This window comes from Maridesulfovibrio salexigens DSM 2638 (assembly GCF_000023445.1).
In the GTDB taxonomy this organism is placed as follows: domain Bacteria; phylum Desulfobacterota; class Desulfovibrionia; order Desulfovibrionales; family Desulfovibrionaceae; genus Maridesulfovibrio; species Maridesulfovibrio salexigens.
Map to the genome: position 1 here is coordinate 224,215 of NC_012881.1, position 14,166 is coordinate 238,380.

General features: G+C 47.7%; 13 protein-coding genes. 3 read left to right on the forward strand and 10 right to left on the reverse strand.

What is annotated here, in order from left to right; genetic code table 11:
- On the forward strand, positions 1 to 2,514 hold the full coding sequence (secA, locus tag DESAL_RS01090; protein ID WP_012765806.1) for a preprotein translocase subunit SecA: 2,514 nt from the start codon (positions 1 to 3) through the stop codon (positions 2,512 to 2,514).
- A 77-nt stretch (positions 2,515 to 2,591) separates the two neighbouring features.
- Here the strand turns inward: secA and DESAL_RS01095 are convergent, their stop codons facing one another.
- A complete protein-coding gene (locus tag DESAL_RS01095) occupies positions 2,592 to 4,613 on the reverse strand; it encodes a HAMP domain-containing methyl-accepting chemotaxis protein (protein WP_012765807.1) in 2,022 nt (673 codons plus the stop codon).
- 267 nt (positions 4,614 to 4,880) lie between these two features.
- Between DESAL_RS01095 and DESAL_RS01100 the strand changes: the two genes are divergently transcribed.
- Both DESAL_RS01100 and DESAL_RS01105 read left to right on the forward strand, forming a co-directional pair.
- Entirely contained in the window at positions 4,881 to 5,480 is a 600-nt protein-coding gene (locus DESAL_RS01100; protein WP_012765808.1) for a MarC family protein, read from the forward strand.
- Positions 5,481 to 5,504: 24 nt separating this feature from the next.
- On the forward strand, positions 5,505 to 5,726 hold the full coding sequence (locus DESAL_RS01105; protein ID WP_012765809.1) for a hypothetical protein: 222 nt from the start codon (positions 5,505 to 5,507) through the stop codon (positions 5,724 to 5,726).
- Positions 5,727 to 5,784: 58 nt separating this feature from the next.
- Here the strand turns inward: DESAL_RS01105 and DESAL_RS01110 are convergent, their stop codons facing one another.
- The 9 genes from DESAL_RS01110 to DESAL_RS01150 form a co-directional block, all read right to left on the reverse strand.
- The gene (locus tag DESAL_RS01110) at positions 5,785 to 6,276 is read right to left on the reverse strand and encodes a metallophosphoesterase family protein (protein ID WP_012765810.1); all 492 of its coding nucleotides are present in this window, start codon (positions 6,274 to 6,276) and stop codon (positions 5,785 to 5,787) included.
- A gap of 5 nt (positions 6,277 to 6,281) precedes the next feature.
- On the reverse strand, positions 6,282 to 7,187 hold the full coding sequence (locus DESAL_RS01115) for an MlaA family lipoprotein (RefSeq protein ID WP_012765811.1): 906 nt from the start codon (positions 7,185 to 7,187) through the stop codon (positions 6,282 to 6,284).
- Between the two features lie 12 nt (positions 7,188 to 7,199).
- Positions 7,200 to 7,865, reverse strand: coding sequence for a Tgt2/MlaC family protein (locus DESAL_RS01120; protein ID WP_012765812.1), 666 nt, complete (start codon positions 7,863 to 7,865; stop codon positions 7,200 to 7,202).
- A 34-nt stretch (positions 7,866 to 7,899) separates the two neighbouring features.
- Complete coding sequence (gene mlaD, locus DESAL_RS01125; RefSeq protein WP_012765813.1) at positions 7,900 to 8,346, reverse strand: outer membrane lipid asymmetry maintenance protein MlaD; 447 nt, start codon at positions 8,344 to 8,346, stop codon at positions 7,900 to 7,902.
- 18 nt (positions 8,347 to 8,364) lie between these two features.
- A complete protein-coding gene (locus DESAL_RS01130; RefSeq protein ID WP_041721557.1) occupies positions 8,365 to 9,168 on the reverse strand; it encodes an ATP-binding cassette domain-containing protein in 804 nt (267 codons plus the stop codon).
- 44 nt (positions 9,169 to 9,212) lie between these two features.
- On the reverse strand, positions 9,213 to 10,025 hold the full coding sequence (locus tag DESAL_RS01135) for an MlaE family ABC transporter permease (protein WP_012765814.1): 813 nt from the start codon (positions 10,023 to 10,025) through the stop codon (positions 9,213 to 9,215).
- Positions 10,026 to 10,208: 183 nt separating this feature from the next.
- A complete protein-coding gene (locus tag DESAL_RS01140; RefSeq protein WP_012765815.1) occupies positions 10,209 to 10,826 on the reverse strand; it encodes an HD domain-containing protein in 618 nt (205 codons plus the stop codon).
- A 36-nt stretch (positions 10,827 to 10,862) separates the two neighbouring features.
- Positions 10,863 to 12,047: a bifunctional glutamate N-acetyltransferase/amino-acid acetyltransferase ArgJ gene (gene argJ, locus DESAL_RS01145; protein WP_012765816.1), complete on the reverse strand. Its 1,185-nt coding sequence runs from the start codon at positions 12,045 to 12,047 to the stop codon at positions 10,863 to 10,865.
- 186 nt (positions 12,048 to 12,233) lie between these two features.
- Entirely contained in the window at positions 12,234 to 14,135 is a 1,902-nt protein-coding gene (locus tag DESAL_RS01150; RefSeq protein ID WP_012765817.1) for a peptidylprolyl isomerase, read from the reverse strand.
- Between the last annotated feature and the right edge of the window lie 31 nt (positions 14,136 to 14,166).

The window sequence follows — 14,166 nt, forward strand, 5'->3', positions numbered from 1 at the left end:
ATGTTTAATTTGATTGTTTCCAAGTTATTCGGTTCACGAAATGAAAGATTCATTAAAAAGCTGAAGCCGCAGATTGATCAGATCGCAGCCCTTGAGCCGGAGATGGAAAAGCTCACAGATGAGCAGTTCCCGCAGAAGATAGCTGAATATAAAGAACAGGTCGCCGCAGGCACCTCCCTTGATGATATTTTGGTTGAAGTTTTCGCCCTTGTCCGTGAAGCAGGTAAACGCTCCCTTGAAATGCGTCACTATGACGTACAGATGGTCGGTGGTATGGTCCTGCATAGCGGTCGTATCGCTGAGATGAAGACAGGTGAAGGTAAAACCCTTGTGGCGACCCTTCCCGCTGTTCTCAACGCCCTTTCCGGTAAAGGCGTGCACCTGATCACCGTCAACGACTATCTTGCCAAACGTGATGCCGAGTGGATGGGCAAACTCTACAACTTCCTCGGCCTCACTGTTGGTGTTGTTGTCCACGGCTTAAGTGATGAAGAGCGTCAGGAAGCTTACGGCTGCGATATTACTTACGGTACCAACAACGAATTCGGTTTTGACTACCTGCGCGACAACATGAAGTTCTACAAGGAACAGCTTGTTCAGCGCGAACTGAACTACTGCATTGTCGATGAAGTTGACTCCATCCTCATTGATGAAGCCCGTACTCCGCTCATTATTTCCGGTGCTTCTGAAGATGCTACTTCCATGTACGGTCGGGTTAACTCCATGATTCCTCTGCTCAAGAGGGATGAGGATTTCGAGGTTGATGAGAAGGGCCGTTCCATCACCATGACCGATGACGGTGTCATGAAATGCGAACAGATTCTGGGTATCGACAACCTTTATGACTCCCAGCATATTTCTTTCCAGCATCACATAATGCAGGGCATCAAGGCTCACCATCTTTTCTCTCGCGATGTTGATTACATCGTAAAAGACGGTCAGGTGGTAATTGTTGATGAATTTACCGGACGTCTCATGCCCGGTCGCCGTTTCTCGGATGGCCTGCATCAGGCTCTTGAAGCGAAGGAAGGCGTAAAGGTCGAGTCCGAGAACCAGACCCTCGCTTCCATTACCTTCCAGAACTACTTCCGCATGTACAACAAGCTGGCAGGTATGACCGGTACTGCGGATACCGAGTCTGTTGAATTTGCACAGATTTACGATCTGGAAGTAATCGTAATTCCCACCAACACCGCAATGATCCGTAAAGATTTCCCTGACTCCATCTACAAGACTCAGCAAGAAAAATACAACGCCATTGCCGATGATATTGCTGCCAAGTACAAGAAGGGTCAGCCTGTGCTGGTCGGTACCGTTTCCATTGAGAAATCGGAACTGGTTTCCAGCCTGCTCAAGAAGCGTAAGATTCCTCACAATGTGCTCAACGCAAAGCACCATCAGCAGGAAGCGGAAATCGTTGCCGAGGCCGGACACAAGGGCCACGTTACCATTGCTACCAACATGGCTGGTCGTGGTACTGATATTAAGCTCGGTGAAGGTGTTCTGGAAATCGGCGGTCTGCACATTATCGGTACTGAGCGTCATGAATCACGCCGTATCGACAACCAGTTGCGTGGTCGTTCCGGTCGTCAGGGTGACCCCGGTTCCACCCGTTTCTACCTTGCCCTCGATGATGACCTGATGCGTCTGTTCGGTTCCGATCGCATTGCCGGAATCATGGACAAACTGGGCATGGAAGAAGGCGAGCCCATTGAGAACGGTATGGTCACCAAGGCCATCGAGAACTCTCAGAAGAAGGTTGAAGGCCACAACTTTGAAATTCGTAAACAGCTTCTGGACTACGATAACGTTATGAACCAGCAGCGTGAGGTTATCTACACCCTGCGTCGTGACGTTATGTACTCCGAGGACATGAACGAGATGACCGCAGAGTTTGTGGAAGAACTCTTTGATGATGCTTTCTATGCAGTCGAAGAAGCCAAGGGCAAGCCCCTTGATGCAGAGACTGAAGAAATGGTTCGCGTTCGCCTTGATGAACTCTTCGGTATAAACCGCAATGAGGAATTCAAGGAAGCACTGCCTACCCGTGAACAGGCGGAAGAGTGGGTCAGTGAGATTCTCGATACCCTCAAAGAGAGTGCAGGCGACCATTACCATGAAATTCAGCGTTACTTCCTGCTCGAAGCTCTTGACCGTAACTGGAAGGAACATTTGCTGAATATGGATCACCTGCGTGAAGGTATCGGCCTGCGCGGTTACGGTCAGAAAGATCCTAAACACGAGTATAAGCGCGAAGGTTTCGAACTTTTCCGTGAGATGCTCGGCCGTATCAAGGAAAACACAGTTCGTGCACTTTGCCACCTGCGCATTGAAACTGAGGTCCGCGAAGACGAGTTTCAGCACAAGGAAAGCAAGTCCGATCTCGAGTATTCCGATTCCGAAAATACCGAGACCAAGAAAAAGCCCAAGCGCCGCAGCGAGCCCAAAGTGGGCCGCAATGATCCCTGCCCCTGCGGTAGCGGTAAGAAATACAAGAAGTGCTGCGGTAAATAGCTGCGGTTCTTAATCCAAATATGAAAGCCCCTCGGCACTATGTGTCGAGGGGCTTGTTTTTTTGGGATTAGTTCTGTTTAGAATTTTTCGAACTCATCTTCAGAGTAATCGCTGCCCATATCCAGTGCCAGTCCGGAAGATGCTGCATTCTCCGATTGTGAAGCCGACTTTTCTTTCGGGGCAGCAGGAAGCGCATGGGGAGTGTTGTGGTTCTGGTTGTTAACTCTGAAGAACCCCATCGTCTGCTGCAGTTCTTCAGCCTGACTGGACAGCTCTTCGGAAGTAGAGGCCATTTCTTCGGAAGCCGAAGCATTCTGCTGGGTAACCTGATCAAGCTGCTGGACAGCCTTGTTGATTTGTTCTGCTCCGCTAAGCTGCTCGCTGCTTCCGGCTGTGATCTCCTGCACCAGATCAGCGGTACGTTTGATGTCCGGGACCAGTTGAGTCAACATTTCCCCTGCTTTTTCAGCTACATCTACAGTGCCGGATGAAAGGTCGCCGATTTCACGGGCGGCTTCACCGCTTCGTTCTGCAAGTTTCCTTACTTCTGCGGCAACGACAGCAAACCCTTTGCCGTGCTCTCCTGCACGTGCAGCTTCAATTGCTGCGTTCAGGGCCAGCAGGTTTGTCTGGCGGGCTATTTCCTCGATGATGGATATCTTTTCAGCAATATTTTTCATGGCATCAACGGCTTGAGTAACTGCTCTACCGCTTTCCTCTGCCTGTTGCGCTGATTGCACGGCAATGCTTTCGGTCTGCTGGGCATTCTCAGCATTTTGCCTGATGTTGGCGGTCATCTCTTCCATGGAAGAGGAGACCTCTTCAACGTTGGCAGCCTGTTCTGTGGAGGCTTGAGAAAGTGATTCCGCAGTTGCAGAAAGTTCTTCACTGCCTGAAGCTACATTCTCACTGGCGCTACCCACTTCGCCAACAACTATGGATAGGCGGTTGACCATATTGTTCAAGGCGGCTGCAAGAACACCTACTTCATCTTTTTGATTGATGTCTAAAGTGCGGGTGAAATCCCCTTGAGCCATGCGCTGTGCAAAACGTACACCCATCTGGATGGGTCCGGTAATGGCTTTGGTGAGGACAAAAGCGATCAGCATGCCGATGAAAAGGGCGATCAGTGCGCCGCTGATAAGGATGGTGGTTGATGTCTCTATCTGGGCCAGCATCTTGGATTTCTGGTCTGCCCTGGCTGCGCGGCACTCAGCGTCAGCTTCTCTTGCAGCTTCAACCATAGCTTTTTCAGCTTCAACCTGTTTTTCCATCAGTTCGGTATAGCTTTGAAAGTTACTGTAGTAACTTGAAATGGATTTAATAACTGCTGCAACCTGAGCAATGTTACCAGGATTATTGAATCTTTGTTTCAGGTTATCGGTCAGGTTTTCAATATTGATGATGTCAGTTTTGACCAATTCCAGATATTTTGGGTCGGATGAAATTATATATTCTTTTTCATTTTTGCGGGCATTAATGAACCATTTGATGGCTCGGTTAGCATCGTCAGCTTTGGACAGTTTATCGGTAATATCCTGCTGTCCCGCATTGTAGACTGAGCCGATGGTCTGGAATTGCGACCGGATTATTCCACTTTCTATTTTTCGTTTTGTCTCTGCAAGTATGGATTCCAGTTGTTCCTTTTGCTCTGAGCGTACTTTTTCAAGTTCAGAGAGGGCCGTGCGTGCATATGCGCGCATTGTTTCCATTGTTTCCGCTCTACTGTTCACCAATTCCACATAGCGTGCAAAGGCAGATTCATATTTATTAACAGCCTGCCCTAATTCAGTCATTTGATCGTGGTTAACTTTTTGTGAGAACTTTTGATTTGTGATTTCTATCTGTTCCCGAAGAGCGCTTATGAATTTCCTGTGTTTTTGCAGGTAGGTATCGTCTGAACGCAATATGTAGTTTTTTTCACTCATGCGGGTTTCAAGGATAGTGCGGACCATACGGTTAACGTCGTCTGCCTTGTCGACCCTGTCTTCAATTCCCTGCATGCCGTTATGACCTACATAGGCCATAGCAATTGTTAAGATGATCATGAGTCCAAAACTCAGGCCTAATTTCATAGCCAGTTTCATGTTTTTCAACATAGGAACCTCCTTATGAGGAAATAGCGCTATTATGTATGATATACGTGTCTCGGTTTTAGTTTATAACACACCTCAAAAGTGGAAAGAAAGGAAAATGTTAAGAAACGATTATATAGCGGATTAAGATACGTTCAGAGCTACGGAATTTTTTTTGGTAAAAATGTATTGATTGAATAATCAATGAGGTGTAGAGAGCTGCATCAATTTCGAACATATGGGTGTAAATCCGCTTCTAAAACAATATAAATTACAGTGAGTGCAAAAAAAATGCTCGCATTATTCTTTCAAACCTACTTAAAACTGTTTTTTGTTCTGACCCCGTTTTTCGCTATTTCTGCTTTCTTATCCCTGACTCAGGAGATGTCTCCGGCAGAGCGGAAAAAAACGGCAGTAAAAGTCACAGTGGCAGTTATTGTCAGCTCAGTGATCCTTTACCTCTATGGCAGATATATCTTTGATGTGTTCGGTATCACCCTTGATGCCTTCCGCATCGGCGCAGGCGCTGTTCTTTTCCTTTCTGCACTGAATATGGTCAACGGAGGGGGCAAGAAATTCGATGCCGGTAAAGACGATGACGACATTGCGGTAGTGCCTCTGGCTATCCCTATCGTGGTCGGTCCCGGAACAATCGGCGCTTTGCTGGTCATGGGTTCGGGTGTGCAGGGCTATAAAGATATGTTCTTGGCCTGCTGTGCTCTTGTTGCTGCTGTATTAACGGTAGGAATTCTGTTATTTATCTCCTCAAGCCTCAAACGTCTCCTCGGAAAGAGAGGTCTGAACATCATGAGTCGTTTGACCGGGCTGGTTGTCGCATCCATCGCTGCCCAGATATTTTTTACCGGGCTACGCAATTTCATGCTGAACTAACTGTTACGGAAAGGAGGATTCGCAATGGCAGGAGTAAAAAAATTAACCGATAGGTTTTTGATCGCACTTTTCAGACGAGGCAAGGCTGATTATTTGCCGCCGTCTTATTTAGAGACAGAAGGTGGAAAGGTGCTTGCTCCGGGCGAAACCGACAAGCTTCAGGGATTGCTTGCCGAGATGACCGGCAAAGGGATTCTTGAGGAGAAGGGAGGCGAGTATAAGCTTCTTTCCGATCCGTATGCTTAGTTAACCATTCTTTTAAATAAGAAGGCCGCAATATCCAGCTGGATGTTGCGGCCTTTTTTTAATCTACAGGAACGAATGAGCATTCCATGTTCTGCTCTTCGTCTACTTCCACAATCGCCACACAGGGCGGACGTTCATCTCGTGGCGAGGTCAGGCTGCCGGGATTAAGCATCTGTACTCCGCTGACGATGGACCAGTCCTGTATATGGGTGTGTCCGTAACAGACCAGATCAAAATCAGGTCCGAAAGACTGGGCTACGTTGAGTGAAACCTGCGAACGTGAGCCCCAGCCGTGAGCAATACCTATGCGCAGTCCGTGGAAATTTACTGACTCAAGCGGTTGCAGGTAGTCAGAGAGGGTCCATTCATCACAATTGCCCAGCGCCGCGTGGAAATTAGGGTGCTGGCAGAAAAACTGCCACATGGAAAAAGTCGTCAAATCACCGCAATGCAGGAGCAAGTCCGCATTTGCAAGGTACTTATTAAAAACCTCCGTGAGCCTTTTATCGGGCTCACGGAGGTGAGTGTCAGATATTACTGCGATTTTCACGGTGCCTACTTTTCTGGTGCCGCATCCGGGTTGGTGGTCATCTTCGGTTTAGGCTTGTTTGGGTCTATCTTGGCGTCTCTGACCTGTTTGCCTCGGTAACTAAGGTAAGCGTCCCTAAGAGCGAGGTAGGGGTCAATAGAGCCTTCCTTGAGGGATTCGTATTCACCGATGTGGAATGAAAGTTTGTTGATCTGGTTGTAAGCTCCGGCAGATGCGGAGTAATACCAGGGAATGCCGAACCACCAGAAGGGGTTGAGCACGAAGGTGTCAATTCCAAGTCCGACTGAATCACGAATTGTGGAAGGGCCGAAGAAGGGCAGTACGAAGTACGGACCGTTGGGGATGCCCCAGACACCGAAGGTCTGTCCCATATCTTCGTTGCCGAGGTAGAGAGGCATTGTTGATTGTGCTTCGCCTACAACATTACCAAGTCCTCCAAGTCCGAAGACCGAGTTAGCTACAAACTTGGATGTCTCAGCACCGGCAGTATAAAATTTACCCTGCAGCAGACAGCTTATCAGGCGTACGGGGTAAAGCATGTTCTGGAAAAAGTTGTTGGTCCAGGTTCTGGGCTTGAGCGGAACCAGCCACATGTAGCCTTGAGTAACGGGTTTCATGATGTTGAAGTACAGATAATCGTTGAACTTGAACATCGCACGGTTGTATCCCTGCCATGGGTCGGAAGCATATGCTTCTTCGTGCTGCTCGGAATCCCCCCACATATCCTCGCTGAAATCATCTTCAGCGTATTCCTCAGGATTGTTTTTAACGGCACCGATCACGCCGGAGCCGACTTGAGCCACCACTATGGAATCTTGCGTATCCGCAGACCTTACCTGTGAAGGAAAGGTTAAAAGGATCATAGTCAGAACCACAAAGGCGAGGATGGTTGTGGAATAGTTCCTGGTCATGGTTATTTCCCGTTATTTAATGCCGTTTTCAGCTGTGGCTTTAGGGTTCGCTTTAAGCTCAGCACATTTATCTTCGAGTCGCTTGAAAAGTTCTTTCTTGCTGGCCTCGAAGGTCTTATCATTTGTAGTGTCAAGAATTCCGGTAAACTGTGTGCGATAGTTCTTGACCAGACTTACGCCTTCGATTTTTACGTCATAAACATCCCACTCGCCATCGGTGAGCTTCATGCGGTAAAAAACAGGGATATCCTGTTTGCCGGTAAGCAAACGGGTGTCTACTTGTGCGTATTTTCCCTTAATAATAGTCTCTTTGTCAAATGCGACTTTCTCACCGGAATATTCTCCGACACGACCAAGGTAGGTCTGTTCGAGTACGTCAGTGAAAAGATCAACGAATCTTTCTCTCTCTTCAGGGGTAAACTTAAGCCAGGGCCGCCCTATGGAACGTTTGGAAAGTTCTTCGAAATTAAAAAAATCCTTTATGGTTTCGCGGATTTTGAGAGTCATCTCTTCCTGTTTGTCAGGGTTCCCTTTGAGATCAGGGTCGTTGAGAATTGCTATGACTCCCTGAATCCCGGAACGCAACCGGACCATGGGTGAGTTTTCTGCCGCAAAGGCCGCTCCCGCAGAAAGACTGAGGAGCAAGACGATAATGAATATGGATAATGTTCTTTTCATTTTAGAGAACCGATTATTTATTAAATTGTTTTTTTTAGACTTTGCCAAAAACATAATTACTGATCAAGTCTTCAATATCAATTGCTGACTCTGTTTCAATGATAACTCCGCCCGGTTCAATGGGGTCTCCAACACCGCCGGGAGTTATTTTGATATATTTATCCCCGATTAAACCACTGGTTTTAACTGAGGCAATAGCATCGTCAGTCAGTTCGATGCGCTTTTCAAGGCTTAAAGTCAGCACAGCCTTCTGTTTTTCAATGTCGAGATTAATTTTGCTTACGTAGCCGATAGGAACGCCCATCATTTCAACGGGAGAGTTAACCCGAAGCCCGGTCACATCGTTAAAGCTGGCGGTAACATGGTAATGGTCGTCTGAGAACATATGCACATCACCGAGCTTAATACTCATGTAGACAATACAGAGCAGACCGATAAAGACGAATATGCCGACTGCTGTTTCTTTAGGATATTTTTTCATGCCGGAGTCCGTTCCAAATTAATTGCTGTTCAAATCGCCAATGTATTTGGCGCAATCCATTTTCATAACAGAAGGATCAAGAGGAGCCATGGTCAGGCGCGGAGCTTCACGTTCCTCACTTTCACGATCCAGGAATTGACGCAGGTAAGGTTCTTCCGTTGCCAGAAGTTCATTCTTCTGACCTTTGAAAAGAGTTTTACCTTCACCGAGAACTACAACGTAATCGGCAATTGTCTGCATGCTGGCCAGATCATGGCTGACCACCACGATAGTCATATCGAACCTTTCTTTGAGTTCAATGAGTAAATCGTCAAGCTCGGCCGAGTTGATAGGGTCGAGTCCTGACGTGGGTTCGTCACAGAACAGGATGTCTGGATCCATGACCATTGCGCGGGCCAGACCTGCCCTTTTGCGCATTCCCCCGGAAAGTTCATTCGGGTAGTAGTCCATGAAATTTTCAAGACCCACGAGACTCAGTTTCGACCTGACCACGTCATGGATCTCGTCTTGCTTGAGTCTGGTGTGCTCGCGCAGCGGTAAAGCTACGTTATCGAAAAGGTTCAGTGCACCGAGCAGAGCCCCATCCTGAAAAAGAACGCCGATACGTTGTTTCAGGCAGCGGAAGGCTTTGCGCTTGAGTTTGTAAATATCATGCCTGCCGAGATATACGGCACCACTGATGGGAGTGTTGAGTTTGAGGATATTTTTAAGCAGGGTTGATTTACCACAGCCTGAGCGTCCGAGAATAACAGAAATTCCACCGCCGGGAAGAGTAGCATTGATATCGGAAACTACGGGATTTCCGCCGTAGCCGATTGTCAGGTCTCGATTCTAATATCCGGTGCCTTGGTGCTCATCAGATCCCTCTAGAGAAGCAAGGAAGTTATGATGTAGTCGGCTACAAGAACCAGAACACAGGACATAACTACTGCGGTTGTTGTTGCTTGGCTCACGCCTTCGGGACCTTTGCCGTCTTTTCGGTGGTGGGTAAAATACCCCTGAAAGCAGCAAACCGTGCAGACCAGAACTGCGAATACGAGAGATTTGTTGAATCCGGCCGAAATATCATCCCAACCCAAGGCGGTATGAACACGGTGCCAGTACACGCCTGCGTTGCCGCCCATCAGCATTACTCCGCTCAAATAGCCGCCAACAATCCCGATAAGATCGAAGAAGGCTGTCAGGATCGGGAAGGAGATAAGTGAAGCCACCAGTTTGGGGCTAACCAGATAATTTATAGGGTTGATGTCCATGAGTTCGAGGGCATCGATCTGTTCAGAGATGCGCATTACCCCGATTTCAGCCGTCATGGACGATCCAGCCCTGCCGGTCAGCATTATGGCGGTCAGTACTGGGCCTAGTTCACGCACCAGCGAAAGAGCTACAGCCGCTCCGAGAAAACCTTCAGAACCGAATTTGGATAAGGCGTACTGAGTTTGTAGGCCGACAACCATACCGGTGAAAAGCCCGATCAACGATATAACAGTAATGGACTTGACTCCTATGAAGTAAAGTTCCTTTACTGATTTTTTGAAAATTCCAAGTGAACTGAAAATATGAAGCAGGCCGTGCATGAGGAAAATGAACATTGCTCCTGCCTCATTGAGGAGGTTAATGCTCAATTTACCAACCATATTTATCGGCAGGAGTAATTTGTTTTCAGTTTCTACTTGGGACATGGGCAATTACTTACCATAAATAGTTTTAAAACGTTAATTAAATTTCAGTAATGTTAGTGCTAACGGTCAATTTTGGACAAAGCTAAACCGACCCCTTAGCACAATGATCTCGAAAATAAAAGGACGAAAAAGGTATAGGAGCAGTATTAACTCCTGTCCGGTCCAAACTAGTTGTTCTTCAGATCAATCTTCGTCATCAAGACCGTTTTTATTTTCCCACCAGCTTGGAGGCGGACCGAGATACCACCAGTCTTTATGGTCAGTCTCAGCTATCTTATCGGCTAATTGCTGACCTTCTTCAGTTCGCAATCTTTTCAGTGCCGATTCCATCCATTTGCCGGCGTAGGGATTACCCATATCCAGTTCTTCTTTGAGGTTGAGGATGAAATCAATTTGGTCAGCATCCTGAGCCAGTTTTGATTCAATGGTTTCACATTCCTCAAGCTCTTCCCAGTGAGGGAATATTTTATCTTCGAGTCCTGTCCCGGCAAGCGTGTGCCGCAAAGCCTTATCCCGGTAGCTACGGTTGTAAATACGGTTTACGTAGTTGAAGTCCCCGGTGCGGGCTTCATGCAGGTCATGGAAAAGACACATGAAGACTGTGCGAGCCATGTCTGCCCCAGCCATGTCAGCCAGAACGTATCCGAGAACAGCCACCCGGTAGGAGTGGTCGGCAACGGACTCAGATCCTGTGCCCAGAAACTGGTATCCTGTTCTCGGGGTTTTGCGCAGCATGCCGACTTCGAATAGGAAATCGGCAAGCCTGGTCATTTTGTCGCGGTTTTTAAGGTTTTTCATCATAGGAAAGTCTGATTATATATGTGTAATGTGAAATTTTTAAGATCTGTAATCGGCATTAATGCTGATGTATTCCTTGGTCAGGTCAGAAGCCTGCATCATGGAGGTTCCTTCGCCATCACCAAGAGTGATGTTTACCTCAACATCCTGCTTACGCATGATCGGTTCAAGCAGAGCGTCCATGTCACCTTCAACCGGCTTGCCTTTTTCAAATACAATTATTTTACCGAAGCTTAAGGTCAGCTGCTCAGGATCAAACTCTGCTCCGCTCCTGCCTGCGGCAGCTACGATGCGGCCCCAGTTGGGGTCTTCACCGAAAAGAGCGGTTTTTACCAGTGGGGAGTTACCGACAGCACGAACCATAAGTTCAGCGTCTTCATCCGATGCAGCGCCGCTTACTTTAATATGCATGACCTTGGTGCCGCCTTCAGCATCCTGCACTATCATATAAGATAGCTGCTGGCAGATATCGAGGAGCAGGGCTTCAATTGCATCTTTTGTCTCTGCGCTATCAGCTTTGACTCCGGATGCTCCATTGGCAAAGGCCATAACAGTGTCGTTTGTACTGGTGTCGCCATCAACGGTGATGCAGTTGAAGCTTTTATCAATGCATCTGCGCAGAGTTTCCTGCCACCATTTGGGGTCAACTTCTGCATCACAGGTTACGTAGCCGAGCATGGTAGCCATATTCGGAGAGATCATACCCGCGCCTTTGCACATGCCGAGCATACGTACGGGCTTGCCGTTACATTCTATCTCGCCCCATGCAATTTTGGGAAATTTGTCGGTAGTCATGATGGCTTTCGCAGCCTTGACCGGATCGCTGTCGGAAAGTGCCGGCTTGAGTTTGGGTGCGACCTCACGCCACTTTTCCATATTGAAGCGCGGTCCGATAACCCCGGTAGAGGAGGGAAGTAGATCGCGTGAATTCAGTCCAAGATATTTTGCAGCCAAGATAAGGCTTTCCCGGCAATCTTCAATCCCTTCAGCTCCGGTACAGGCGTTGGCGAGTCCGGCATTGACGATGGCTCCGCGGACTATCTGTGATTCAGCAAGAATTTCCTTGCCCACAGTAACCGGTGCAGCCTGAAATTTGTTTTTGGTGAATACTGCCGCTGCAACAGCAGGAACTTCGCTGAGAATCAGGGCCAGATCATTACGGCCGCTGTATTTGAATCCAGCCTCAAGGGCTGCGAATTTGTATCCTTCGGGAATTTGAAGCATGGTCTTTTATCCTCTGAAATATCCTGCCAGCAAAGGTGTTGACAGTAGTTTTTTGTTGTTACTCTCTCAGAAAAAACTGTGCAAGATAAAATAGCTGATTAAAACAAAAGTTATTGCGATTCATACAAAAAAACGGGTCTGTCCAAGCAAGAACAGACCCGTTGATATAAGCTGATTGAGTTCAGACTAATTCAGGAGGTCCTTGCGGACATATTCAACTTTAGCCTTGGATCGCAATTCGTTCAGGAAAGCGCCAAACACTTCGTTGGCGCGCTGCTGGAATATAGCATCCATGACCATATCTTTCTGGGCTGCCCATGCTTCCTCTTTGGGAGGAATGCGTTCATCAACACGGGCAACAATGAAACCGCCGGGAAGTTCGAAAACTTCAGACATCCACTGGTCTTTCTTAGCAGCTAAAGCAGCCTGAGCCAGTTTGGGGTTCATGCCCAGGCCGGGAACAAAACCGTCGCGACCGAAGGGTTCAGAGGTTTTCAGATCCTTTTTAATGACCTTGAGGGCTGCAGCTTCAGTCTTTTCATTAGACAACTGGCCCATGAGAGCAAGAGCTTTGGCTTTAGCCAGATTCATTGCTTGCTGCTGGGAAAGGAAGCTTTCAATATCCTGCTTCTGGTCCTTAAGCGGGCTCAGGGACGGAGGAACATCTGCTTCTTTTTCTACCAGAATGTAACCGCCGTCGATAGCAACAGGCATATCAGTCGCGTTGCCTTTAGGCAGGGCGATGATAGTCTGGGCAGCACTCTCGGTCATACCGAAGGCACGGGAGAGGTTTTCAACAGTTGCCTGTTCGCTTTTCTTGAAAGCAATACCCAGTTCTTCGGAAACTTTGTCCAGCTTCATGCCGGAAGCAAGCAGATCAATAGCGTGGTCCAGTTTGTCAGTAATGGAGTCTGCTGCTTTTTCCTGAGCTATCAGGGAGTTGATTTCGTCCTTGACCTGATCAATATCTTTCTGGCCGGCTTCGCGGACGTCATCAATTTTGATCAGGTGCCAACCGAAACGGGTACGTACAGGCTCGCTGATTTCACCTTTCTTGAGAGCGAAAGCTGCTTCTTCAAAAGGTTTAACCATGGCACCGCGGCCAAACCAGCCGAGTTCTCCACCTTTGGAGCTGCTGGGACCTTCAGAGTACTTTTTAGCCAGTTTACCGAAATCCTGACCGGACTTGGCTTTGGCGAGTACTTTCTTAATTTTCTTTTCTGCCGCAGCTACATCTTTGTCAGAAGCATTCTCATCAACAGTGATCAGGATATGACGTGCATTGACCTGAGCCTCCTGCTGGAAAGTTTCTTTGTTCGCTTCGTAGTATGCTTTGATTTCTTCGGGGGTAACGGTCTCATTGATAGACAGTTCTTCCGGAGTGAAAGCAATGTATTTAACAACAGAGCGTGCCGGGATAGTGAATTTGTCCGGGTTGGCTTTGTAGAAATCTTCAATCTGTTTGTCGCTGATCTTGATATTTTTAACAAAGTCAGCACCGGATACATAGTAATAATCGATCTGAACTTTTTCAGCAGCAGAGTCGAAAAGTGCGCGGGCATCAGCTTCAGTGGGCTTGACCGGCATGGTTACGTATTCCTGCAGCTTGCTGATCAGAGCGCTGTTGCGCATGTCATTTTCAAAGGTAGCAGCGGACATGGCTCTGCTCTGCAGGAAAGCCTGATAGAGATTCATGTCGAATTTGCCGTCTTTGTCTGCAAAAGCAGGAATCTTGCTGATGCTGTATGAAAGTTCACTGTTAGATACAGAGAGTCCGAGTTTTTCTGCTTCTGCTTCCAGAAGTTTCTGGCTGACCAGCTGTTCAAGAACAGCTTTCTTGAATTCAGGGGACTGCAGTTGATCGGAGTCTAAATTGGGATTCTGAGCCCTTAATGCTTCAGCGGTTTCGCGGTAGACCTGCATGAATTCCTGAGTAGGAACAGGCTGGTCGTTAACGTAAGCGATTACCGGATCGGTGTTGCCGTTGAATCCGCCGGCGCCGAAGGCAAAAATAAAAACTGCGATAATGATACCGAATGCGATTTTGATACCCCAGCTCTGGGCATTTTGGCGCAGAATGTCCATCATGGCTTCTTCAGTCTCCGTTTGCAGCAGGTGC